This is a genomic window from Brachybacterium squillarum M-6-3 (genome assembly GCF_000225825.1).
GTDB lineage: Bacteria > Actinomycetota > Actinomycetes > Actinomycetales > Dermabacteraceae > Brachybacterium > Brachybacterium squillarum.
In genome coordinates, this window is record NZ_AGBX01000008.1 from 69,998 (window position 1) to 90,366 (window position 20,369).

The 20,369-nt window shown below is 73.8% G+C and carries 22 protein-coding genes; 4 read left to right on the forward strand and 18 right to left on the reverse strand.

The features are described 5' to 3' along the window. Nucleotides 1-112: 112 nt before the first annotated feature. The 5 genes from OM98_RS13660 to infC all read right to left on the reverse strand — a co-directional run bounded on the left by OM98_RS13660 (nt 113) and on the right by infC (nt 4,345). Nucleotides 113-2,158, reverse strand: a complete 2,046-nt coding sequence (locus OM98_RS13660) for a bifunctional copper resistance protein CopD/cytochrome c oxidase assembly protein (RefSeq protein ID WP_010535192.1) — start codon at nt 2,156-2,158, stop codon at nt 113-115. Beyond that, nucleotides 2,155-3,039: a TrmH family RNA methyltransferase gene (locus OM98_RS13665; protein WP_010535193.1), complete on the reverse strand. Its 885-nt coding sequence runs from the start codon at nt 3,037-3,039 to the stop codon at nt 2,155-2,157. Before OM98_RS13665 ends, OM98_RS13660 begins: the two co-directional genes overlap by 4 nt. A 13-nt stretch (nt 3,040-3,052) precedes the next feature. Beyond that, entirely contained in the window at nt 3,053-3,433 is a 381-nt protein-coding gene (gene rplT, locus OM98_RS13670) for a 50S ribosomal protein L20 (RefSeq protein WP_010535194.1), read from the reverse strand. A gap of 62 nt (nt 3,434-3,495) precedes the next feature. Next, the gene (gene rpmI / locus OM98_RS13675; protein ID WP_010535195.1) at nt 3,496-3,690 is read right to left on the reverse strand and encodes a 50S ribosomal protein L35; all 195 of its coding nucleotides are present in this window, start codon (nt 3,688-3,690) and stop codon (nt 3,496-3,498) included. Between the two features lie 25 nt (nt 3,691-3,715). Beyond that, nucleotides 3,716-4,345 (reverse strand): translation initiation factor IF-3, encoded by a 630-nt coding sequence (infC, locus tag OM98_RS13680; RefSeq protein ID WP_083837794.1) that lies wholly within the window; start codon nt 4,343-4,345, stop codon nt 3,716-3,718. A gap of 409 nt (nt 4,346-4,754) precedes the next feature. On the opposite strand from infC, the gene OM98_RS13685 reads away from it, so the two are divergent. Then, on the forward strand, nt 4,755-5,135 hold the full coding sequence (locus OM98_RS13685; RefSeq protein WP_010535198.1) for a DUF1844 domain-containing protein: 381 nt from the start codon (nt 4,755-4,757) through the stop codon (nt 5,133-5,135). 83 nt (nt 5,136-5,218) lie between these two features. Here the strand turns inward: OM98_RS13685 and OM98_RS13690 are convergent, their stop codons facing one another. From OM98_RS13690 to OM98_RS13715, 7 genes are all read right to left on the reverse strand, one after another. Next, a complete protein-coding gene (locus OM98_RS13690; RefSeq protein ID WP_010535199.1) occupies nt 5,219-6,046 on the reverse strand; it encodes an SseB family protein in 828 nt (275 codons plus the stop codon). Next, the gene (gene priA, locus OM98_RS13695) at nt 6,043-6,777 is read right to left on the reverse strand and encodes a bifunctional 1-(5-phosphoribosyl)-5-((5-phosphoribosylamino)methylideneamino)imidazole-4-carboxamide isomerase/phosphoribosylanthranilate isomerase PriA (protein ID WP_010535200.1); all 735 of its coding nucleotides are present in this window, start codon (nt 6,775-6,777) and stop codon (nt 6,043-6,045) included. Before priA ends, OM98_RS13690 begins: the two co-directional genes overlap by 4 nt. Nucleotides 6,778-6,889: 112 nt before the next feature. Beyond that, a complete protein-coding gene (locus OM98_RS15955) occupies nt 6,890-7,048 on the reverse strand; it encodes a hypothetical protein (RefSeq protein ID WP_010535201.1) in 159 nt (52 codons plus the stop codon). Further along, nucleotides 7,048-7,725: an imidazole glycerol phosphate synthase subunit HisH gene (hisH, locus tag OM98_RS13700; RefSeq protein ID WP_010535202.1), complete on the reverse strand. Its 678-nt coding sequence runs from the start codon at nt 7,723-7,725 to the stop codon at nt 7,048-7,050. The genes OM98_RS15955 and hisH overlap by 1 nt, the downstream gene beginning before the upstream one ends. Next, on the reverse strand, nt 7,722-8,357 hold the full coding sequence (locus OM98_RS13705; protein WP_010535203.1) for a hypothetical protein: 636 nt from the start codon (nt 8,355-8,357) through the stop codon (nt 7,722-7,724). Before OM98_RS13705 ends, hisH begins: the two co-directional genes overlap by 4 nt. Further along, on the reverse strand, nt 8,354-8,968 hold the full coding sequence (gene hisB / locus OM98_RS13710; protein WP_010535204.1) for an imidazoleglycerol-phosphate dehydratase HisB: 615 nt from the start codon (nt 8,966-8,968) through the stop codon (nt 8,354-8,356). The genes OM98_RS13705 and hisB overlap by 4 nt, the downstream gene beginning before the upstream one ends. Then, the gene (locus tag OM98_RS13715) at nt 8,965-10,107 is read right to left on the reverse strand and encodes a histidinol-phosphate transaminase (protein ID WP_010535205.1); all 1,143 of its coding nucleotides are present in this window, start codon (nt 10,105-10,107) and stop codon (nt 8,965-8,967) included. The genes hisB and OM98_RS13715 overlap by 4 nt, the downstream gene beginning before the upstream one ends. A 114-nt stretch (nt 10,108-10,221) precedes the next feature. Between OM98_RS13715 and OM98_RS13720 the strand changes: the two genes are divergently transcribed. Next, complete coding sequence (locus OM98_RS13720; protein WP_010535206.1) at nt 10,222-10,680, forward strand: DUF3054 domain-containing protein; 459 nt, start codon at nt 10,222-10,224, stop codon at nt 10,678-10,680. Further along, entirely contained in the window at nt 10,673-11,203 is a 531-nt protein-coding gene (locus OM98_RS13725; RefSeq protein WP_010535207.1) for a DinB family protein, read from the forward strand. The genes OM98_RS13720 and OM98_RS13725 overlap by 8 nt, the downstream gene beginning before the upstream one ends. 28 nt (nt 11,204-11,231) lie before the next feature. Here OM98_RS13725 and OM98_RS13730 read toward each other — a convergent pair whose 3' ends face one another. The 6 genes from OM98_RS13730 to hisD all read right to left on the reverse strand — a co-directional run bounded on the left by OM98_RS13730 (nt 11,232) and on the right by hisD (nt 19,391). Next, entirely contained in the window at nt 11,232-13,091 is a 1,860-nt protein-coding gene (locus OM98_RS13730) for a glycoside hydrolase family 3 protein (protein WP_010535208.1), read from the reverse strand. Then, a complete protein-coding gene (locus OM98_RS13735) occupies nt 13,078-14,688 on the reverse strand; it encodes a glucoamylase family protein (RefSeq protein ID WP_010535209.1) in 1,611 nt (536 codons plus the stop codon). Before OM98_RS13735 ends, OM98_RS13730 begins: the two co-directional genes overlap by 14 nt. Before the next feature lie 70 nt (nt 14,689-14,758). Next, a complete protein-coding gene (locus OM98_RS13740) occupies nt 14,759-15,577 on the reverse strand; it encodes a carbohydrate ABC transporter permease (protein WP_033195278.1) in 819 nt (272 codons plus the stop codon). Continuing rightward, nucleotides 15,577-16,527 carry a carbohydrate ABC transporter permease gene (locus OM98_RS13745; protein ID WP_010535211.1) on the reverse strand — a complete coding sequence of 317 codons (951 nt, stop codon included), beginning with the start codon at nt 16,525-16,527 and terminating at the stop codon, nt 15,577-15,579. The genes OM98_RS13740 and OM98_RS13745 overlap by 1 nt, the downstream gene beginning before the upstream one ends. Before the next feature lies 1 nt (nt 16,528). Next, nucleotides 16,529-17,806: a sugar ABC transporter substrate-binding protein gene (locus OM98_RS13750; RefSeq protein WP_010535212.1), complete on the reverse strand. Its 1,278-nt coding sequence runs from the start codon at nt 17,804-17,806 to the stop codon at nt 16,529-16,531. 247 nt (nt 17,807-18,053) lie between these two features. Beyond that, nucleotides 18,054-19,391, reverse strand: a complete 1,338-nt coding sequence (hisD, locus tag OM98_RS13755; RefSeq protein ID WP_010535213.1) for a histidinol dehydrogenase — start codon at nt 19,389-19,391, stop codon at nt 18,054-18,056. Between the two features lie 101 nt (nt 19,392-19,492). Here hisD and zupT point away from each other — a divergent pair, with 101 nt between their 5' ends. Then, on the forward strand, nt 19,493-20,353 hold the full coding sequence (zupT, locus tag OM98_RS13760) for a zinc transporter ZupT (RefSeq protein ID WP_010535214.1): 861 nt from the start codon (nt 19,493-19,495) through the stop codon (nt 20,351-20,353). Nucleotides 20,354-20,369: the final 16 nt, after the last annotated feature.

Sequence of the window (20,369 nt, forward strand, 5' to 3'; positions counted from 1 at the left end):
CGCGTCACGTTCGTGCCGGTGTCCGCTGAGGCCCGTCACGTTCGTGTCGGACAACGACCCGTTATCCGACACGAACGTGACGCACCCCGAGTCGGGCGGTGGGTGGGCGGGCTCAGTCGGCGTCGTGTGGCGGGGCGGCATCCGAGGGGGGCTCAGCGTCCGCGCTGGTCGCGGCGCCGGGGCGGAGGCCGGCGAGGTAGGCGTTGTAGGCCTGCAGCTCGGCGTCGCCGTCGCGGTCGGCCTTGCGGTCGTACTGGCGGGCGCGACGGTCCTCGGAGCGCATCCACATCACGACCATGAGGATCGCGTAGAGCACGGTGGGGATCTCGGAGACCGCCCACATGATCGAGCCGCCGCGCTGCTGGATCAGCAGCAGCTGGTCGGCGCCGTACATGCCGAGCTCCCGGTACCAGTCCTCCGCGATCAGCCAGCTCGCCGAGACCAGCGCCACCCCGAAGAAGGCGTGGAAGGCGAGGGTGACCAGCAGGGTGATCAGCTTCAGCACCGGGTTGATGGGCCTGGTGGCCGGGTCGATGCCGATCAGCACCCAGGCGAAGAGGTAGCCGGTGGCCAGGAAGTGCACGGTCATCAGCACGTGTCCGAGGTGGTTCTCCATCGCCAGCTCGAACAGCGGGGTGAAGTAGAAGATGACCAGGGAGCCGGCGAACAGCGCCCCGGCCAGCGGCGGGGAGGACACGACGCGGGCGTAGCCGGAGTGCAGGGCCGCGAGCACCCATTCGCGCACGCCGCGGGAGCCGTCGGACCGGGGGGCGACGGCGCGGGAGAGCAGCGTGACCGGGGCGCCGAGCACCCACAGCGGCGGCACGATCATCATCATCGCCATGTGCTGGACCATGTGGGCGTCGAAGCGGAAGCGGCCCCAGGCGGCGGCCCCGCCGCTCATCACCCAGGCGAAGGCCAGGCAGCCCAGCAGCCACAGCACGGTGCGCAGCCACGGCCAGGCGTCGCCGCGCCGGCGCAGCCGCACCACGCCCACCCCGTACACGGCGGCCATCGCGGCGGCCAGCAGCAGCGCCACCCAGTCCGGCTCGACCACCGTGAACAGGGTGGCGGGGCTCAAGGACTGTTGTGGCGGCAGGTAGCCGACCAGGGAGAGCACGGTGAGGTCACCGACGGCGGGGATCTCCTGCGGCACCGGGGGCGCGGTGCGTCCGAGGGCGATGGAGGCGCCGATGACGCCGGCCATGATCAGACCCTCGGCGAGGGCGAGGTGGCGGAAACGGACGGTGTCGCCGAGGCGGGCGCGCTGGGCGGCGCCGAGCACCGCCAGGGCCACCAGGGCGAGGCCCTTGATCAGCACCACCCGGCCGTAGGCGGTGCCCAGCAGATCCGCGGGACCGGCCAGGCGGATCGCGGCGCTGATGACGCCGCTCGCGGCGAGGGCGATCACGGAGGCCAGCGCCCAGGGCGAGAAGCGGCGGATCACGGTGGTCAGCTGCGCGCGGGGCAGCCGCGGGGCGAGCAGGGCGATGGCGAGCAGGCCGCCGGCCCAGACGGAGACGGCCACCAGGTGCAGGGCCATCGCGTTGACGGCATTGGTGTGGTCCAGGCTGGCGCCCGCGTGGCCGGCCAGGCCCAGCGCGCCGACGCCCACCCCGGCGAGGGCGAGGGCCCAGCAGGCGGCGGTGGTGGAGCGGGCCAGGGCTCCGATCAGGGCGGAGAGCGCGGCGAGGATCGCGACGGCGAGCTGCAGCCGGCCGAGGTCCCCGGACAGGGCGATCCCCCAGAGGTCGCCGCCGGTGGCACCGGTGGCCTCGAGACCGCCCAGCGGGATCTGGGCCAGCGCGGCGAGGGACCAGAGGGCGGCGCCGGCCGCGGCGAGGCGCACGGCCCCGCGGCGGGTGCCGGAGAGGTCCCGCTCCCTCCCGCGGCCCGGCCCGGGCAGCAGCAGCACGGCCACTCCCCCGGCGCCGACGGCGAGCAGCAGGCCCAGGTGGTGCAGGGCGCGCACCACGGGGATGCCCCAGGTGACCAGTGGGGAGGCGGGGACCAGGGCATTCGGGGAGGCGGCGCCGGTGGCGAGGATCCCCACCAGGGCCACCGCGACGGTGAGGGCGAGCAGCCCGGGCACCAGCAGCGCGGCGGCGCGGGTGCTCGGCCGCAGCTCGCTGGGGGCGCCGGGGTGGACCTCGGTCACCGGGCGGCCTCGGCGCGGCGGCGGCGCAGGGTCTCGAAGAGCACCACGGTGGCGGCGGTGTGGACGTTCAGGGACTCGGCGTGCCCGGCCAGGGGTATCCGCACCGCCAGCTCGGCGGCGTCGAGGGTGCCCGCGTCCAGGCCGTGGGCCTCGTTGCCGAGCCACCAGGCCAGGCGCGCGGGCAGGGCGGTGTCGAAGACGTCGGCGGGGGCGTGCCCGCTGGTGGCGGCCGAGGCGATGCCGGCCTCGCCCAGCGCGGCGAGCAGGGCGGGGGCCTCGGCGCCGGTCAGCACGGGCAGGTGCACGGTGCTGCCGACGGCGGCGCGCACGGCCTTCGGGGAGTAGGGGTCGGCGCTGGTGCGGGTGAGCAGCACGGCGTCGGCGCCGGCGGCGTCGGCGGTGCGGATCAGGGTGCCGACGTTGCCGGGGTCGCGCACCTCGTGCAGCACGGCGAGGGTGAGCGGGCCGCCGGCGGGCAGGGCGGCGAGGGCGGCGGTCGCGGCGGCCGGGTCCTCGGGCGGGAGGGCGGCGACGGCGAGCACGCCCTGGGGGCTCACGGCGCCCGCGGATCCCCCGTCGGCGGGGGCGCCGTCCTCGCGGGTCATGGCGCGGATGATCGGTTCCTCGACCTCGCGCGCGGCGACACCGGCGGCCTCGGCGAGCTGCGCCAGCTCGGGGTGCGCGGCCGCGGCTGCGGCGGTGAGGAAGAGCTCGGTGACCGCCTCGGGACGGTGGGCGAGCAGGGAGCGCACGGCCTGCGGTCCCTCGGCGCGGAAGCGACCCTGCTTCCGACGCGCCGAGCGCCCGGCCAGTGCCGCGATCCGCCGCACCCGCTCGGAGCGGGGCGAGGTGATCGGGGACTGGTCCGGGCGCTCGGTCATGGGCGGCGCGGACTCAGGCCGCGGGCGCGTTGACGTCCTTGGGCAGGGCGCCCTTGGCGGTCTCCACGAGGGCCGCGAAGGCCGGCGCGTCGTTCACGGCGAGCTCGGCCAGCATGCGACGGTCGACCTCGACACCCGCGAGGCCGAGGCCCTGGATGAAGCGGTTGTAGGTCATGCCGTTGGCGCGGGCGCCGGCGTTGATGCGCTGGATCCAGAGACGCCGGAAGTCGCTCTTGCGGACCTTGCGGTCGCGGTAGTTGTAGGTCTGCGAGTGGAGCACCTGCTCCTTCGCCTTGCGGTACAGGCGGGACCGCTGACCGCGGTAACCGGAGGCCTGCTCCAGGATCTCCCGACGCTTCTTCTGGGCGTTGACCGCCCGCTTCACGCGTGCCACGTGATTCTCCTTCGCTGGTGTTCGAGTTCAGTGCTGCGGGAACTCATCTCCCGCGGAGGGGCTCAGCGGCCCAGGAGCTTCTTCATGCGCTTGGTGTCGGCCTTGGACACGTTGGTGTCGCTGCCCAGACGGCGCTTGCGGGTCGAGTCCTTGTGCTCGAGCAGGTGGCGGGCGTTCGCCTTCTCCCGCATGAGCTTGCCGGAGCCGGTCACGCGGACGCGCTTCTTGGTGCCCGAGTGGGTCTTGTTCTTCGGCATGGTGCCTGTTCTCCTTCGTTCCGTCTCAGGACTCGTCGCCGGGAGTGGCGGCGTCCTCGGCAGACGCCGCGGGCTCGTCGCCCTGACGCTGGGCGGCCTTCTCGGCGTCCGACTTGCGCTTGCGCGCCTCGGCCATCGCCTGGGCCTTCTTCTTGTGCGGGTTCATGACCATCACCATGTTGCGGCCGTCCTGTCGCGGGTGCGACTCGACGAAGCCGTACTCGGCGACGTCCTCCGCCATGCGGCCGAGCAGCTTGATGCCCATCTCGGGGCGGGACTGCTCACGTCCGCGGAAGCGAATGATGACCTTGACCTTGTCGCCGCCGGCGAGGAACTTCTCGACGTTGCGACGCTTGGTCTCGTAGTCATGGGTGTCGATCTTCAGGCCCATCCGGATTTCCTTCTGGACGGTGTTGGCCTGGTTCTTCCGCGCCTCACGGGCCTTCATGTTGGCTTCGTACTTGTACTTGCCGTAATCCATGAGGCGGGCCACGGGCGGGTTCGCGCCCGGAGCGACCTCGACCAGGTCGAGATCCGCCTCGGCGGCGAGCCGCAGAGCGTCCTCGACACGGACGATCCCGACCTGCTCACCGGCGGGACCGACCAGGAGGACCTTCGGGACCCTGATCTGACCGTTGATGCGCTGTTCGCTGATGGTGTCTCCTCACCTCGGTGTCGCGAATGACATGCGAAAGGCCTCCGCTCATGCGGAGGCCCCGAGGCAGGCGGCGCGTCAGCGCCATCGGACGCGCGCGCCCGGCTGCGATACTGACCCGGCGGCGGGCGGAGGCGGGATGAGTGTTCCGCCGGTGCTGCCACGAGGTGGGAGGGACTCCACTTGAGTGCTGGATGCCGGTGCTCCCCCACCCCGTCCGATGGGATCCACCGGGCACGGCACGGGAACTCGACATGTTCCGATCGATTATCCTACCACCCGACCGCCCCGTCTCCCAGTGATGTGCATCGCCCCTGCGGCGGACCCCGGGAGACGGTCGGACCCGACTCCGACGGACCTTCCAGCCTGAGTGTCCGCCTCCATCACGCCCGCGCCCCGAGGGAGCACCATGACCGAGCAGCCCACCAACCCCGAGCCCGCCGAGCACGAGCACGCGGTCGACACCCAGGCGCTGCGCGACATCGCCGAGGTCTCCTCCGTCGAGATCATCACCTCCGCCTGCGTGCACCTGATGAGCGCCGCCGCGGTGAAGGTGGGCCTGGCCGAGGACGAGGAGCTGGGGCAGTACCAGGACCTCGACGAGGCCCGCTCCCTGATCACGGCGCTGGCCGGACTGGTCACGGCCGCGGCCCCGCAGATCGGCAACGAGCACGCCCGCTCCCTGCGCGACGGGCTGCGCTCCCTGCAGCTGGCCTTCGCGGAGGCGCTGCCCTTCCCCGACGAGCCGGGCAAGGCCCCCGGGGAGCAGTTCACCGGCCGGGTCTCCTGACCCTGCCTCTTCTCTGATGACCCTGCCTCTTCTCTGAGCCTGCCGGCGCTTCGACCCCGCTGACCGCCCGCGCCGGGGCCGCGTCAGGCCTGGGCGAGGCGCAGCCGCAGCGAGCTGATGCGGTCGGCGACCAGCATCGACTCCCCCAGCGCCGCACCGAGCCGCGCGGTGACGTCCTGCACGGCGGCGGCGTCCAGCCCGGCGGGCAGGCCCACCAGCAGGTCAACCTCGCTGCGCTCCCCCGTCAGGGCCTTCAGGCCCACCACCGGCGGGACCGTCGCGGCGATCCGCGACAGCTCGGCGGCCAGCTCGCCGTCCTCGTGGGGCGGCACCCAGTCGCGCCCCTGGGCGAGCGCCCACAGCACGGAGCGCGGCAGCAGCACGGCGCCGCCCGCCGCGGGGTCCGAGGCGGCGTCCAGCAGCAGGGCGGTGCAGCCCTCCTGCACGGCGGCCTGGGCGGCCTGCGGGGTGAGCACCGGCACCGGGCGGGCATCGGCCCGCCAGGCCGTCAGCGCCGCGGCGGAGGTGAACACGGGCAGCACCCGGGTGCCGTCGGGGGCGGTGATCGAGACCATCGCCATGTCGGCCCCGTTGTCCCCGGTGAGGCCGTGGGCGGTGGTGCCCTCCTCGGTGGCCACCGCCATGATCGGCACCAGCAGGCGGGAGGGGGCGAGCGCCGCCACCAGCGCCTGCCGGTGCGGGTCCTCCCCCGCGCCGACGGCGGCCTGCGCGGCCGCGACCGGCGGCGGGGTGGAGCCGTCGTCCCCCGGGAAGGGGCTCGGGGCGTAGTCGCGCCCGGACCAGGAGACGCCCGCGGTGTCGGTCAGCGGGGACTTCTCGCGGAAGTGCGCCGGCAGCGCGCGGCCGCCCGCGGGCTCCGCGCCCGTGCCGTCCGGGGACGGCGAGGTCACGGGCGCCCCGCGACGTCCAGGGCCTCCGGCAGGGTGAAGGCGCCCGCGTACAGCGCCTTGCCGACGATGGTGCCCTCGACGCCCTCGGGCACGAGCTCCCGCAGGTCCCGCAGGTCCTGCAAGGAGGAGATGCCGCCGGAGGCGACCACGGCGGCGTCGGTGCGGGCGCAGACCTGGGAGAGCAGATCGACGTTGGGGCCGCGCAGGGTGCCGTCCTTGGTGACGTCGGTGACCACGAAGCGCTGGCAGCCGGCGGCGTCCAGGCGCTCGAGGGTCTCCCAGAGGTCGCCGCCCTCGCGGGTCCAGCCGCGGGCGGCCAGGGTGGTGCCGCGCACGTCCAGACCCACGGCGATGCGGTCGCCGTGCTCGGCGATGACGTCGGCGGTCCAGTCGGGGTTCTCGAGGGCGGCGGTGCCGAGGTTCACGCGGCGGCAGCCGGTGGCCAGCGCCGCGGTGAGGGACTCGTCGTCGCGGATGCCGCCGGAGAGCTCGACGTTCATGTCCACGGCGGCGACGACCTCGGCCAGCAGGGAGGCGTTGGAGCCGCGGCCGAAGGCGGCGTCGAGGTCCACCAGGTGCAGCCAGCGGGCGCCGCCGGACTGGAAGGTCAGCGCGGCCTCCAGGGGTGCGCCGTAGGCGGTCTCGGAGCCGGCCTCGCCCTGGACCAGGCGCACGGCCTGGCCGTCCTGGACGTCGACGGCGGGCAGCAGCTCGAGGATGGGGCTGGTCATGGGGTTCTCCGATGCGGACGGACGGATGACGGGGTGTGGAGGGCGCGGCGCACGCGGGGCGCCGCAGCGAGAGCAGGGGCGGGAGGAGGGCCGGGACGAGGGAGCGGGGCGCTCAGCCGGTCTGGATGCGCCACAGGGAGACGCCCAGGCACACCAGACCGAGCACGGCCAGCACCACCACGGACCACCAGGGCTTCTTCGAGCGGGCGAAGGACCAGGCGCCGCCGACGAGCATGCCGCCGGCGAAGAGCATCAGGAAGGCCAGCAGCATCAGCGCTCGCCCCGCTCGCGCGGCAGGGTGTCCAGCCAGTTGCGCAGCAGCCGCGCCCCGGCCTCCCCGGACTTCTCGGGGTGGAACTGGGTCGCGGACAGTGCCCCGTTCTCGACGGCCGCCACGAAGCGGTCGCCGCCGTGCTCGGCCCAGGTGACCTGCGGCGGGGCCATCGGGCCGATGTGGTCCATGTCGAAGTTGCGGGCGCCGTAGGAGTGCACGAAGTAGAAGCGCTCCTCCTCGATGCCGGCGAACAGGCGGGTGCCCTCCGCGGCCTCGAGGGTGTTCCAGCCCATGTGGGGGACGATCTCTGCCTGCAGGCGGGAGACCTCCCCGGGCCACTGGGCCAGTCCCGTGCTGTGGACGCCGTGCTCGGTGCCGCCCTCGAACATGATCTGCAGGCCCACGCAGATGCCCAGCACGGGGCGGCCCCCGGCGAGGCGGCGCTCGATGATGCGGTCGCCGCCGACGGCGAGGACCTGGCGGATGGTGGTCTCGTAGGCGCCGACGCCGGGCACGACGAGGCCGTCGGCGGTGAGGGCCGCCTCCCGGTCGGCGGTCAGCTGGACGGCGGCGCCGGCGGCCTCGAGGGCGCGGACCACGGAGCGGACGTTGCCGGAGCCGTGGTCGAGGACGACGACGGAGGGTCCGGTGCCCGCCGCGGGGTCGGCGCTCATGCGTCCCCGCCGCGGCGGCCGCGACGGCCCTTGCCGTCCTTGCCGGTGATCCAGCGCAGGGCCTCGCTGCGGGAGACGGCGGAGGGGTCGATGCCCTCCCCCAGCTCGTCGAGCGAGGTCGTGCCGAGCAGGAGCTGCTCGACGACGTCGTCCACGGCGCCCAGCACGATGGCGGGCGAGACGTCCTCGCCGCGCTCCCCGCCGGCGTAGCGGGTGGCGGTCATGCGGTCGCCGCGGCGCCAGAACAGGACGATGCCGGTGCGCTGCAGGGCGGTGGAGGCGATCGCCGCGAGGTCGTGGGCGAGGGTCTCGCTGAGGGCGCCGACGGCGATCGCGCCGGTGGCGGTGTCCACGGTGCGGGTGCCGCCGGGGATGTCGATGCCGTCGGTGCGGGCCTCGCGGCCCAGGCGGACCGCGCCGGCGAGCGCCTGCGCGGTCGCGACAGTGGTGGCGACGACGGCGATGACGGGCACCTCTTCCTCGCCGTCCTCGGCGGAGGCGTCGGCGAGGACGTCGTCGACGGTCAGCGGGGCGTCGCCGAGGCCGAGGTCCGCGGTGAGGCGGGCGAATTCGGCGTCGATGTCGTCGCGGGGCTGCTCGGCCCCGCCCTCGGGCTGCTCGGGGGTGGTCACAGGGCTCCCTTCGTGGAGGGGACGTCGAGCACACGCGGGTCGGGCTCGCAGGCGAGCCGCAGCGCACGGGCGAGGGCCTTGAACTGGGCCTCGACGATGTGGTGGGGGTCGCGGCCCTCGAGCACGCGGATGTGCAGGCAGATCGCGGCGTGGTGGGCGATCGACTCGAAGACGTGGCGGGTCAGCGAGCCGGTGAAGTGCCCGCCGATCAGGTGCAGGGCCTGGGCCTCGCTCTCCCCGGTGTGCACGCAGTAGGGGCGGCCGGAGAGGTCCACGACGGCCTGGGCGAGGGCCTCGTCCAGCGGCACCAGGGCGTCGCCGAAGCGGGTGATGCCGCGCTTGTCGCCGAGGGCCTCGCGCAGGGCCTGGCCGAGCACGATCGCGGTGTCCTCGACGGTGTGGTGGGCGTCGATGTCGGTATCACCGGTGGCGCGAACGGTCAGGTCGAAGCGGGCGTGGGTGCCCAGCGCCGTGAGCATGTGGTCGTAGAAGGGCACCGTGGTGGAGATGTCGACCTGGCCGGTGCCGTCCACGTCGAGGGTGACCTCGACGCTGGACTCCCGGGTGGTGCGGGAGATGCTCGCGGTGCGGGGGCGGGCGGTGTCGGTCATCGGGGGTCGACCTCCTCGAGGGCGGAGCGGAAGGCGGCGTTGTCGTCGGGGGTGCCGACGGAGACGCGCATCCAGGGCGCCTCGCCGACCTCGCGGATCAGCACGCCCCGGTCGAGCAGACCCTGCCAGGTGCGGTGGCGGTCGGCGCCGTCCAGCGGCTGGAAGTAGACGAAGTTCGCATCGGAGGGCGCGACCACGTGGCCCCGCGCGGCGAGCCAGGCGACCAGGGCGTCGCGCTCGGCGCGGAGCACGGCGACCTGCGCGAGCAGCTCGCCGCGGTGGGCGAGGGCGGTGCGGGCCACGGCCTGGGTGACGGCGGAGAGGTGGTAGGGCAGGCGCACCACGCGCAGCCCGTCGACGATCCCGGGGTCGGCCACCAGGTAGCCGATGCGGCCGCCGGCCAGGGCGAAGGCCTTGGACATGGTGCGGGTGACGACCAGGTGCGGGGTCTCGGACAGAAGCTCCAGGGCGCTGGGCACGCCCTCGCGGCGGAACTCGCCGTAGGCCTCGTCGACCACGAGCATCCCGGCGCGGGGGGCCAGGGCCTCGGCGGCGGCGCGGATGACGGCGGGGTCCAGCGCGGTGCCGGTGGGGTTGTTGGGGCTGGTGAGCACGACGATGTCGGGCTCATGCTCCGCGATCGCGGCGGTCACCTGCTCCGGGGTGAGGGCGAACTCGGGCGCGGCGCCGCGGGGGACGGTGACCCAGCGGGTGAAGGTGTCGCGGGCGTACTCGGGGTACATCGAGTAGTGCGGGGTGAAGCCGAGCGCGGTGCGACCGGGGCCGCCGTAGGCCAGCAGCAGCTGGTGCATGACCTCGTTGGAGCCGTTGGCGGCCCACACGGCCTCCACGGGCGGGGCGGGGATGCCGGACTCCTCGGCGAGGTAGCTCGCGAGGTCCGCGCGCAGGGCGGTGAACTCCCGGTCGGGGTAGCGGTTCAGGCCCGCGGCGGCCTGCTGCACGGCCCGGGCGAGGTCCGCGGCGAGCGCCGCGGAGGGCCCGAAGGGGTTCTCGTTGACGTTCAGCGGATGGGGCACGTCGATCTGCGGGGCTCCGTAGGGCTCGACCCCGAGGAGGTCGTCGCGGCGGGCGGGCAGCCGCGTGGGCGCGGCGGTCTGCAGGGAGCTGTCGGCGGGCATGGGTCCATGCTACGGGCCGAGGCGGAGGGGCCGCGGTGAGGATCACGCCGTGACCTGACGGCGCGGGGCAGGTCTCCGCCTCGACCGTGCAGGCGCGCTGGCTACCCTGGGGCCATGTTCCGATCCCTGGGGGCCCTGGTGGCCGACGTCCTGGCCGTGCTGATCTTCGTCGCGATCGGCCTGTACCAGCACGGGGACGCCCTGAGCACGACGAACATCGTCATCGTGGCCTGGCCGTTCGCGACCGGCCTGCTGCTGGGGCACCTGGCGATCCGCGCCTGGCGCTTCCCCTTCCGGATCTGGCCGCACGGGGTGTTCGTGTGGGCGATCACCCTGGTCACGGCAATGGCGATTCGCACCCTGTTCCAGGCGGGCACCGAGGTGTCCTTCGTGATCGTCACCGCGATCACCCTGGCCGTGCTGATGCTGGGCTGGCGGTCGCTGGCCCTGCTGGCCACCCGCGGCGAGCGCCGCGCGGTCACCACATCCCGGCAGTCCCCGGAGAAGAAGACCCAGGAGAAGGACTCGGAGAAGGAGTCCAAGAGCGTCTCCGATCCGGCCGCCCGTGACTGATCGGCACGACCCCGCGGAGGCACCGGCGCCGGACTCCCCCGAGCTCCATGCGGCCCCGCTGCTGGCGCAGCTCCACGCCTTCGTCGACCAGCACCGCGACATGCTGCTGCACTGCGCTGACGGGCTCACCGAGGAGGAGGCGCGCACCTCCCTCGTGCCCTCCTCCACCACGATCCTGGGACTCATCACCCATGCGACCTTCGTCGAGCAGGTGTGGTTCGGCGAGGCCGTCACCGCACGGTCGCGCGCGGACCTGGGCATCGTCGTCGGCCCGGAGGAGTCCTTCCACCTCCGCGACGAGGAGACGATCCGATCGGCCACGCGCCGCTATGCGGAGGCCGTGGAGGCATCGCGACGAGCCGTGCGGGACATGGGCCCGGACACGGTGCTGCCGGGCAACCGCCGTGGCCCTCTGCCGTTGCGGTGGGTGCTCCTCCACGTGCTGCGGGAGCTCGCCCAGCATTGCGGCCACGCCGACATCCTGCGCGAGCAGCTGCTGGCCCGGCGCGGGAGCCGCCCCTGACCGTCGTGCCGGTGAGCAGACCCCGGGGTCAGTCGGCCGTGAGGCCGTGGCCGCGGGGGTAGAGCGGGTCGGCGGTGCCGCCGGGCACGTCCTCCGGTGCGTCGCGCACGGCCTGCATCGATCGGGGCATCTCGATGGGCAGGCGCCCGCGCGGCGGGATCGTGCCGGTCAGGGCGTCCACCCAGGCCAGGTCGCTGACCCCGAAGGTGCCGGTGAGGGTGTCGGTGACGGGGGCGATGTCCGTGAGCACGGCCGCCCGGTCGAGGTCCACGTCCAGCACCAGCGGGCAATGCGCCCGGATCCGGGCCAGGCGGTGGGCGAGGCCCGGGGTGAAGGCCAGGTCGCCCTGGTGGAACCAGGCCTCCAGGAAGAGGTCGTCGCGCGGCTGGAAGGGCGCCCCGATCCGGAGCAGCGCGAGGTCGGCGTCCTCGGGCCGCTCGACCACGGTGCCGAGGCGGGCGGCGGCCTCGGCGTGCAGGCCCTCCACGTAGATCCGCCGCTCCCCCGCGCCGGCGGCGAGGGCGGCGAGCCGGCCGCCGTCGTCGTGGAGCACGACCACGCTGGTGGCCTGGGCGGCGTGCCCCGCGCGGCGGTCGGCCTCGCGGCCCACGGCGGCGGGGGCGGCCTGCTCGTCCACGTAGGGATCGTCGAACAGGCCGAGGCGGAACTTGACCCGCAGCAGGCGGCGCGCGGACTCCCGCACCCGCTCCTCGCTGACCGTGCCCTCGGCGACCAGGTCCAGCAGCAGCTCGGTGCACTCCTCGCCGCCGAACTGGTCGGCGCCGGCCTCGAGGATCCGGGCCATCCGCTCGGCCGGGCTCAGGTGCTCGACGCCCCAGGCACGGGCGGGCAGCACCTGCTCGCCGACGTGGTTGTCATTGACCAGCTCCCAGTCGCTGACGATCACCCCGTCGTAGCCGAGGCGCTCGCGCAGCAGGCCGGTGAGCACCTGGCGGTTGAAGCCGAAGCCGACCTCCTCGATGTCCTCGCCGTCGATGCTCAGGCCGAGGGGACGCCCGTAGTACGGCATGATCGCGTCGGTGCCCTCGGCGACGGCGGCCTCGAAGGGCGCCAGGTGCTCGGCGAAGCGGCCGCCGGGGTAGACCTGGTCGCGGCCGTAGGGGAAGTGGGCGTCCTCCCCGTCCTTCTGCGGGCCGGCCCCGGGGAAGTGCTTGATGGTGCTGGCCACGGCCGGGCCGGAACCGTCCCCGGCGAGGCCGCGCAGGGCGCGGCGCACGGCGCGGGAGACCCAGGCGGCGTCCTGGCCGAGGCACTCGCGCTGCCGGGCCCAGCGCGGCTCGGTGGCGAGGTCCGCCACCGGGTGCAGTCCGGCGCGGATACCGACGGCGGCGTACTCGCGGCGCACCGTGTCCGCCCAGCGCTCCACCAGCTCCTCGTCGCCGATGGCGCCGAGGCCCAGCGGCTCGGGCCACAGGGAGAAGAAGCCCGTCTCCCAGGAGGCGCCGGCGTTCTGGGTGGCGCCGTGGCGGGGATCGGTGGAGATGGTGACGGGCACCCCGTGCGGGGTCCGCTCGGCGAGCTGCTGGAGCCGGTTGCTCCAGGTGGCGGCGGCCTCGGCGCTCTCCAGTCCGTGCACGTTGAAATGGCTGAGATGCTTGCCGAGCACCACCTGCTCGGTGCCGGACTTCGCGATCTGCCCGGGCCCCTCCAGCAGGGCGCCGCCGGGGCCGGTCTCTATCACGGTGTGGAACAGGAGCCCGGCGGCCTCGGCGAGGGAGAGCCGCCCCAGCAGGTCCTCGGTGCGCTCCTCGGGACCGAGCCGCGGGTCCTCGTAGGGGTCCATGCGGCCGTTGCCGTTCAGGTCCCGATAGCGGGTGCCGTCCTCGGCGGTGGCGAGGACGGGCAGGGAGCCGTCACTCGTCGGCACCGAAGACCTCCTGGGAGATGACGGGGCGGAGGGTCTGCTCGGCCTGCTCGGTGGCGAACCAGTCGTGCAGCTGCCCGTCCAGCAGGACGTTGCCGAGCGCACCCATGATCATGGCCTGATCCAGGGAGAGGTGGCGTCGGGCGACGACGCCGGAGCCGACGGCCACGGCGTCGTGGAAGCCGCCCTCGCCGTAGGCGCCGAGCTCCTCCTCGATCTTCACGAGGTTGGCGACGGCCTCCTCGCGCTCGTACTGCATGGCGAGGAAGGCGGCGTGCGGGGTGACCACGCCGTCGCCGTACTCGGGGGTCGGCTGGTCGTGCACCCAGTCGGTCTCCTCGGCGTCGGAGAAGTAGCCGGTGGGGTTCAGGCCGAGCGCGTCCACGCCGTACTCGCGGTAACCGGCGTGCGGGTCGGAGCTCGGGGAGAAGCCCCAGTAGCCGTAGCCGGCCTCCTGCAGGCCGTGCTCGCGCTGGGCGCGCACGTGCAGGGGGTGGTTGCGGCCCCAGGCGTCGGGGGCCCAGTCGGCCTCGGGCACGAACAGGTCGGGCATCAGCTCCTCGAACATGGAGCCGCCCCAGCCGGGCACGACGTGCATGTCGCGGTAGGTGTGGGCGCCCTCGTAGACGTCCACGCCCTCGTAGGTGTGCCACTCCCCCACCGGCGGCATCTCGGCCCAGGTCCACTCGGGCGGGAAGGTGCGGTAGGTCGTGTAGTAGACGCCCGCGGGGATCTGCCCGGTGACGATGCCGAGGTAGGTGACCATGCGGGCCTCGGAGACGGCGGTGTCGTAGTGGTGGGTGGCGTGGTACCAGACGTCCTCGCCGCCGAGGTCGTGCCAGACGGGGCCGGCGGTGACGCCCTCACGGGAGGGGTCCTCGAGCCAGAAGCCGCCGACGATCTGCCCTGGCTGCGGATCCACGGCGTCGTCCCAGAACACGTCCCAGCGCATCGACTCGAACAGGGCGCGGGCGCGCTTGCGGTTGCTGGGGTCGGCCTGGGCGACCAGGTGCAGGGCGGCGCCGAGCCAGCCCATGTCGACGCTGGAGACGAAGGGGACGACGACGTCGCCGGAGCCGGGCCAGGAGCGCAGGATCGAGCCGTCGGCCTCGTCGTACCAGTTCACGTACATGCCGGAGTGCTCGTGGCGCTCCATCGACTCGAGGGTGCCGAGGGTGCGGGCGATCCGCTGCCGGGCGTGGCCGGGGGTGAGGATGCCGAGCTCGCGGGCGACGAGGGTGGACCACAGCAGGCCGCCGATGTTGGTGGGCGAGGTGTAGCCGGAGCGGGTGGTGAGGTCCGCGTCGATGTTGTCGGCGATGAGGCCGGTGGGCTCGTCGGTCATCGCGTCCAGGGAGCGCCAGGTGTCCCGGGCCCAGCGACGGAGCAGCTCCTCGTCGCCGGAGCCCTTTCCCCTGCCCTTGCCCTCGCCGCCCTTGGTGGGGGCGGGCGCGGCGGTGGCGGTGCCGCTGGCGGCGAGGCCCGCGGTGAGCGGCAGGGCACCGAAGAGGGTGCGGCGGCGCAGGTCGGTGGGGCGCGGGCGGGTGGCGCAGCGGTCGCTGGGGCGCTGGGTGCGCGCGTGCGAGGTCGGATCAGCCATGGGGGTCTCCTTGCGAACGGTCATCGGTCATGGGGAGGGTGCGGGGGTGGCGGATCCTCCCCTGCGGGGGTCACTTGATGCCGGTGGTGGCGATGCCCTGGATGAAGTGGCGCTGGAAGAACAGGAACACCACCAGGATGGGCAGCACGATCAGGGTGGCCCCGGCCAGCAGCAGGCCGTAGTCGGTCTGGTTCTGGCCGGTGGAGATCAGCGCGAGGGCCACCGGCAGGGTGTAGGTGCGCTCGGAGGACGCCACCACCAGGGGCCACAGGAAGTTGTTCCAGGAGCCGAGGAAGGTGAGGATGCCGAGCGTGGCGAAGGCGGGGCCGGCCAGCGGCAGGTAGATGCGGAAGAAGATCGCGATCTCGCCGACGCCGTCGATGCGCCCGGCCTCGAGCAGCTCCCGGGGCAGGCCCAGGAAGAACTGGCGCATGAGGAACACGCTGAAGGGCTGCACCAGGAAGGGCAGGATCAGCGCGGGCAGGGTCCCGGCGATGCCCATGTTCACCACCAGCACGTACTGGGGGATGAAGGTGACCAGGCCGGGGATCATCAGGCAGGCCAGCACCAGGGCGAAGAGGATCTTCTTGCCGGGGAAGCTCAGGTGCGCCAGGGCGTAGCCGAACATCGAGCTGAACACGAGGTTCCCGACGGTCACGGCGACGGCCACGACGGTGGAGTTCCAGAAGTAGCGTCCGAAGGGCCGCTCGAAGAGCCGCTGGAAGTTGTCCAGTGTGGGCTGCTCGGGCAGCCAGGTGGGCGGCACCTGCAGCAGCTCGCCCTGGGATTTCAGGCTGCCCAGCACCATCCAGATGAAGGGGGTGATCACCAGCAGCAGGAAGGCGGTGAGGACGAGGTAGGTGATCACGGGGCGGCGACGCTCGATCATCACTTCTCCCTCATCAGTCGGAACTGCAGCAGGGTAACCAGCGCGATCACCAGGAAGGTCAGGTAGGCCATCGCGCCTGCCACCCCGTAGTTGCCGAAGCCGAACTGGTTGTAGGTGTACATGGAGGCGGAGATGGTGGCGTTCAGTGGTCCGCCCGAGGTCATCACGAAGGGCTCCTCGAAGAACTGCAGGTAGCCGATGGAGGTGGTGACCAGCACGAACAGCATCGTCGGCCGGATCGAGGGCAGGGTGATGTGCCGGAACCGCTGCCAGCGGCCGGCGCCGTCGAGGGCGGCGGCCTCGTGCAGCTGGCGGTCCACGGCCTGCAGGCCCGCCAGGAAGATCACCATCGAGGTGCCGAAGTTGCGCCACACGGCCATCGCGACCAGGGACAGCAGCGCGGTGCGCTCGTCGCCCAGCCAGTTCGGGCCGTCGATGCCGACCCAGCCCAGCACGGTGTTCACCAGGCCGTTCTCGGGCTGCAGCAGGAAGCGCCAGACCACGGCGACCGCCACGATCGAGGTGATCACGGGGGTGTAGAAGCCGATCCGGAAGACGCTGCGCAGGCGGCTCACGCCCCGGTCCAGGGCCAGCGCCGCGGCGAGGCCCGCGGTGATGGTCAGCGGCACGCCCAGCAGCACGAAGATCGCGGTGTTGGCGGCGGCGCGACGGAAGACGGGGTCGGAGAACGCCGTGCGGTAGTTCTCCAGGCCCACGAACTCCACCGCGAAGGGGGTGCGGATGTCGCTGATGCGCATGTCGGTGAAGGACATGATCATCGACTGCAGCACCGGCCAGGCGATGAAGACGAGGAACAGCACCAGGAAGGGCAGGGAGAGCAGGAGCCCGGCGCGGGCCTCCCCCGCGGCGCGGCGGGAGCGGCCGCGCGGCGGGGAGCCGGCGCCGCGCGGGATCTGGGGCTCCGCGCGGGTGTCGGGGGAGGCCGTCATCTCAGGCCCCGGTGCCGATGCCCTCGGCTTCGGACTGGGTGGTGGCCAGCGCGTCGGCGGGGGCGAGGTCGTTCTTGCAGACCTCCTCGATCTGGGCGTCGAAGCGGGAGGCGACCTGCTCCCAGGTGGCGATGAGCGGCGGCGCGTAGGCCGTCTCCAGCTGGGTGTGGAAGGCCTCGAACTTGGCGTTGGAGGCGACGGTCTCGTCCTCCCAGGCGGTCTGCAGGCTGGGCAGGGCGGTGACCAGCTCGAACCACTGCACCTGCACCTCGGGGCGGGAGAGGTACTCGGCGAGCTTCCAGGCGGCGTCGCGGTTCTCGCTGCCCTGGAAGACACCGATGTTGGCGCCGCCGAGGAAGCTGGAGCTGGTCTCCTTCGCGGGCATCACGGCGACGGAGTACTGGTCGGCGAAGCCCTCCTCGCCGAGCGCCTCGACGGCGGCCATCATCCAGGGGCCGGAGATGAACATCGGCACCCGGCCGGAGACGAAGTCCTGCTCGGTGGTGCCCTCGGCGGGGGCGGGGTCAGAGACGCCCTCGGTGAAGAAGGACTGGTAGTAGGCCAGGGCCTCCTCGTTGGGGGCGGACTCGAAGGTGAAGGAGCCGTCGGCCTCGTCGACCACGGCGCCGCCGGCGGACCACATCAGCGGCAGCACGGTCTGCCAGGAGCCCTGGCCGCCGGGCTGGAGGGCGATGCCCCATTCGGCGTCGGCCTTCTCCTGCAGGGCCTGGCCCATCGCCATCAGCCCGTCCCAGTCGGTGGGGGGCTCGGAGTAGCCGGCCTGCTCGGCGAGGTCGGTGCGGTAGTAGAGCAGGCGGGTCTCGACGTACCAGGGCAGGCCGTAGGCGGTGCCGTCGACGGTGACCGCCTGGGCGGCTCCCTCGAAGTAGTCGTCCATCGCGAAGGACTCGGGGGTGGGCTCCAGGGCGTCCAGGCCGACGAACTCGGCCATCCAGGTGGAGCCGACCTGGGCGAGGTCGGGGGCGGTGCCAGCGGCGATCGCGGAGGTGAACTTGTCGTGAGCGCTGTCCCAGGGCACGGGGGTCACCTCGACGGTGACGTCGGGGTTCTCCTCCTCGAAGCCGGTGATCAGCTCGGGCAGGGCCTCCCCCTCGGCGCCCATCGCCCAGACGGTGACGGTGCCGGTGGCGGGTCCCTCGGCGACCTCCTCGGCGGTGGTGCCGGCGCCATCGCTCTCGGAGCGGCCGCAGGCGGCGAGCGCGGCGGTGGCCCCGGCGGTGCCGAGGGCGGTGAACGAGCGGCGGGTGATGCGGTTCATGGTGACTCCTCTGTCCGGGAACCTCGCGGGCGCCTCCGGCGATGGAAGCGCTTACATCAACACGGAGAGCCTAGCCCGGCCGGAGGGGGCGTGCAAGCGCTCACATTCCGAGTGTCGCCGAGCGGCCGTCATCGACGCGGCGATGTGACCCGTTCGTCCGGAAGGTCGGACACACGGTCGGCCGGACAGGCGCCCGGTGGAGAGGCGAGGGAGTCGCCGGGGCAGATGCTCCCCGCGCCGTCCGCTCTCAGCGCTCGAAGCGGATGTCGATGGCGCGCCCGTGGCCCGGCAGGCCCTCGGCCGCGGCCAGCACGGTGGCGGCCTCGCGGGCCTGCTCCAGGGCGGCCTTGTCGTAGTCGACGACGTGGATGCCGCGCAGGAAGGTGTGCACGCCGAGACCGCCGGAGAAGCGGGCGGTACCGCCGGTGGGCAGCACGTGGTTGGAGCCGGCCGCGTAGTCGCCGAGGCTCACGGGGGCGTGGGCGCCCACGAAGACGGCCCCGGCGTTGGTGACCCGGGCGGCGACCTCGGCGGCGTCCGCGGTCTGGATCTCCAGGTGCTCGGCGCCGTAGGCGTCCACCACGGCCAGGCCCTGCTCGAGGTCGTCCACCAGCACCACCCCGCTCTGCGGCCCGGCGAGCGCGGTGGCGATGCGCTCGGCGTGCTGGGCCTCGGGCACCTGCGCGTCGAGCTCGGCCTGCACGGCCTCGACCAGCGCCGGGGCGTCGGTGACCAGCACGGCGGCGGCCATCGGGTCGTGCTCGGCCTGGGAGATGAGGTCCGCGGCGAGGTAGGCGGGGTGTGCCTCCGCGTCGGCGAGGATCGCGATCTCGGTGGGGCCGGCCTCGGCGTCGATCCCCACCCGGCCGCGCACCAGGCGCTTGGCGGCGGCGACGTACACGTTGCCGGGGCCGGTGATCATGTCCACCGGTTCCAGCGCCACCCCGTCGCCGAGGTCCTCCGCGCCGTGGGCGAGCAGCGCCACGGCCTGGGCGCCGCCGACGGCCAGGACTTCGTCCACGCCCAGCAGCGCGCAGGCCGCGAGGATGGTGGGGTGCGGCAGCCCGCCGAACTCCGGCTGCGGCGGGGAGGCCAGCACGATCTGCTCGACGCCGGCCACCTGGGCCGGGACCACGTTCATCACCACGGAGCTGGGCAGCACGGCCCGCCCGCCCGGCACGTACAGGCCCACCCGGCGCACCGGCACCCAGCGCTGGGTGACCGTGCCGCCGGGCATCACCTGCACCGCCTCGGCGGGGCGGCGCTGCGCGGTGTCCACGGCCCGCACCCGATCGATGGAGGCCTCCAGGGCGGCACGGATGGCGGGGTCCAGCTCCGCCAGCGCCCGCTCCAGCTCCGCGGGCGGCACCCGCAGGTGCTCCGGGCGGATCCCGTCGAAGCGCTCGGAGGCGTCCAGCACCGCCGCGGCGCCGCGGGCGGCGACGTCCTCGACCACCGGGGCGACGGCCCGCGCGGCGGCCTCCACGTCGATCTCGGGACGCGGCAGCACGGCCTGCAGGGCGGCGGCGCCGAGGGTGCGTCCGCGCAGGTCGATGATGGAAAGGGGCGAAACGGAGAGGGCCATGGCACCAGTCTAGGAGGGCGCGCGCGACGCGACGCGCCGGGCCCGCTGGGCGGTCGCCGGGGGTCCCTGCTGCGGGGCCTCGGCGCCCCTAGGGTGTCGGGGTGCTCCTCGCCTTCTGCCTCACCCTGATCGCCGGCGCCGCCACCTCCGTGGGGGCGGCCCTCGGCCTGCTCGGCCGCGGCACCGGCGGCCGCTTCCTCGCGGGCGGGCTGGGCCTCTCGGCCGGGGTGATGCTCTACGTCTCCTTCGTGGAGCTGCTGCCCGAGGGCATCCGCATCCTCTCCGGGGGCGAGGAGGCCACCGCCGCGGGCACCGCCGCCGCGGTCGGGGCGTTCTTCGGCGGCATCGCCCTGATCGCGATCCTGGACCGCCTGGTGCCGCAGCCGGTGAACCCCCACGAGTTCTCCGGCCGCATGGGCTCCCGGCCCGGCCGCGGCGTGCACCGTCACGGCGGGGCGCTGGCCGCCGGGATCGAGCAGAGCGCCCAGGACGCCGCCGACGCCGCGCTGCGGGCACGCCTGCTGCGCACCGGTGCCGTCACCGCCGCGGCCCTGGCCCTGCACAACGTGCCCGAGGGCTTCGCGACCTTCGTGGTCGCCCTGCAGGACCCCGCCATCGCGATCCCCGTGGTCGCCGCGATCACCCTGCACAACATCCCCGAGGGCCTGGCCGTGGCGATCCCGGTGCGCCGCGCCACCGGCTCGCGGCGGCAGGCCTTCTGGTGGGCCACCCTCTCGGGCCTCGCCGAGCCGGTCGGGGCCGTGATCGGCTTCCTGCTGCTGGGCCCCCTGCTGGACGGCCCCGGCATGGGCGCGGTGCTGGCGGGCGTGGCCGGGGTGATGGTCTTCGTGAGCCTGGACGAGCTGCTGCCCGCCGCCGAGGAGACCGGAGAGCACCACACGGTGATCTACTCCCTGATCGGCGGCATGGCGCTGATGGCCGCGACCCTGCTGGTGCTCTGAACTCCGGGCACTCGCC

Bases quoted from the DNA above. Each gene is read 5' to 3' on its own strand.
- OM98_RS13665 (WP_010535193.1), bottom strand. From the start codon at position 3,039: ATGACCGAGCGCCCGGACCAGTCCCCGATCACCTCGCCCCGCTCCGAG.
- OM98_RS13715 (WP_010535205.1), bottom strand. From the start codon at position 10,107: ATGCCCGCCGACAGCTCCCTGCAGACCGCCGCGCCCACGCGGCTGCCC.
- OM98_RS13750 (WP_010535212.1), bottom strand. From the start codon at position 17,806: ATGAACCGCATCACCCGCCGCTCGTTCACCGCCCTCGGCACCGCCGGG.
- hisB (WP_010535204.1), bottom strand. From the start codon at position 8,968: ATGACCGACACCGCCCGCCCCCGCACCGCGAGCATCTCCCGCACCACC.
- OM98_RS13685 (WP_010535198.1), top strand. From the start codon at position 4,755: ATGACCGAGCAGCCCACCAACCCCGAGCCCGCCGAGCACGAGCACGCG.
- hisD (WP_010535213.1), bottom strand. From the start codon at position 19,391: ATGGCCCTCTCCGTTTCGCCCCTTTCCATCATCGACCTGCGCGGACGC.
- OM98_RS13735 (WP_010535209.1), bottom strand. From the start codon at position 14,688: ATGGCTGATCCGACCTCGCACGCGCGCACCCAGCGCCCCAGCGACCGC.
- hisH (WP_010535202.1), bottom strand. From the start codon at position 7,725: ATGAGCGCCGACCCCGCGGCGGGCACCGGACCCTCCGTCGTCGTCCTC.
- rpmI (WP_010535195.1), bottom strand. From the start codon at position 3,690: ATGCCGAAGAACAAGACCCACTCGGGCACCAAGAAGCGCGTCCGCGTG.
- OM98_RS15955 (WP_010535201.1), bottom strand. From the start codon at position 7,048: ATGCTGCTGGCCTTCCTGATGCTCTTCGCCGGCGGCATGCTCGTCGGC.
- OM98_RS13745 (WP_010535211.1), bottom strand. From the start codon at position 16,527: ATGACGGCCTCCCCCGACACCCGCGCGGAGCCCCAGATCCCGCGCGGC.
- priA (WP_010535200.1), bottom strand. From the start codon at position 6,777: ATGACCAGCCCCATCCTCGAGCTGCTGCCCGCCGTCGACGTCCAGGAC.
- OM98_RS13740 (WP_033195278.1), bottom strand. From the start codon at position 15,577: ATGATCGAGCGTCGCCGCCCCGTGATCACCTACCTCGTCCTCACCGCC.
- OM98_RS13720 (WP_010535206.1), top strand. From the start codon at position 10,222: ATGTTCCGATCCCTGGGGGCCCTGGTGGCCGACGTCCTGGCCGTGCTG.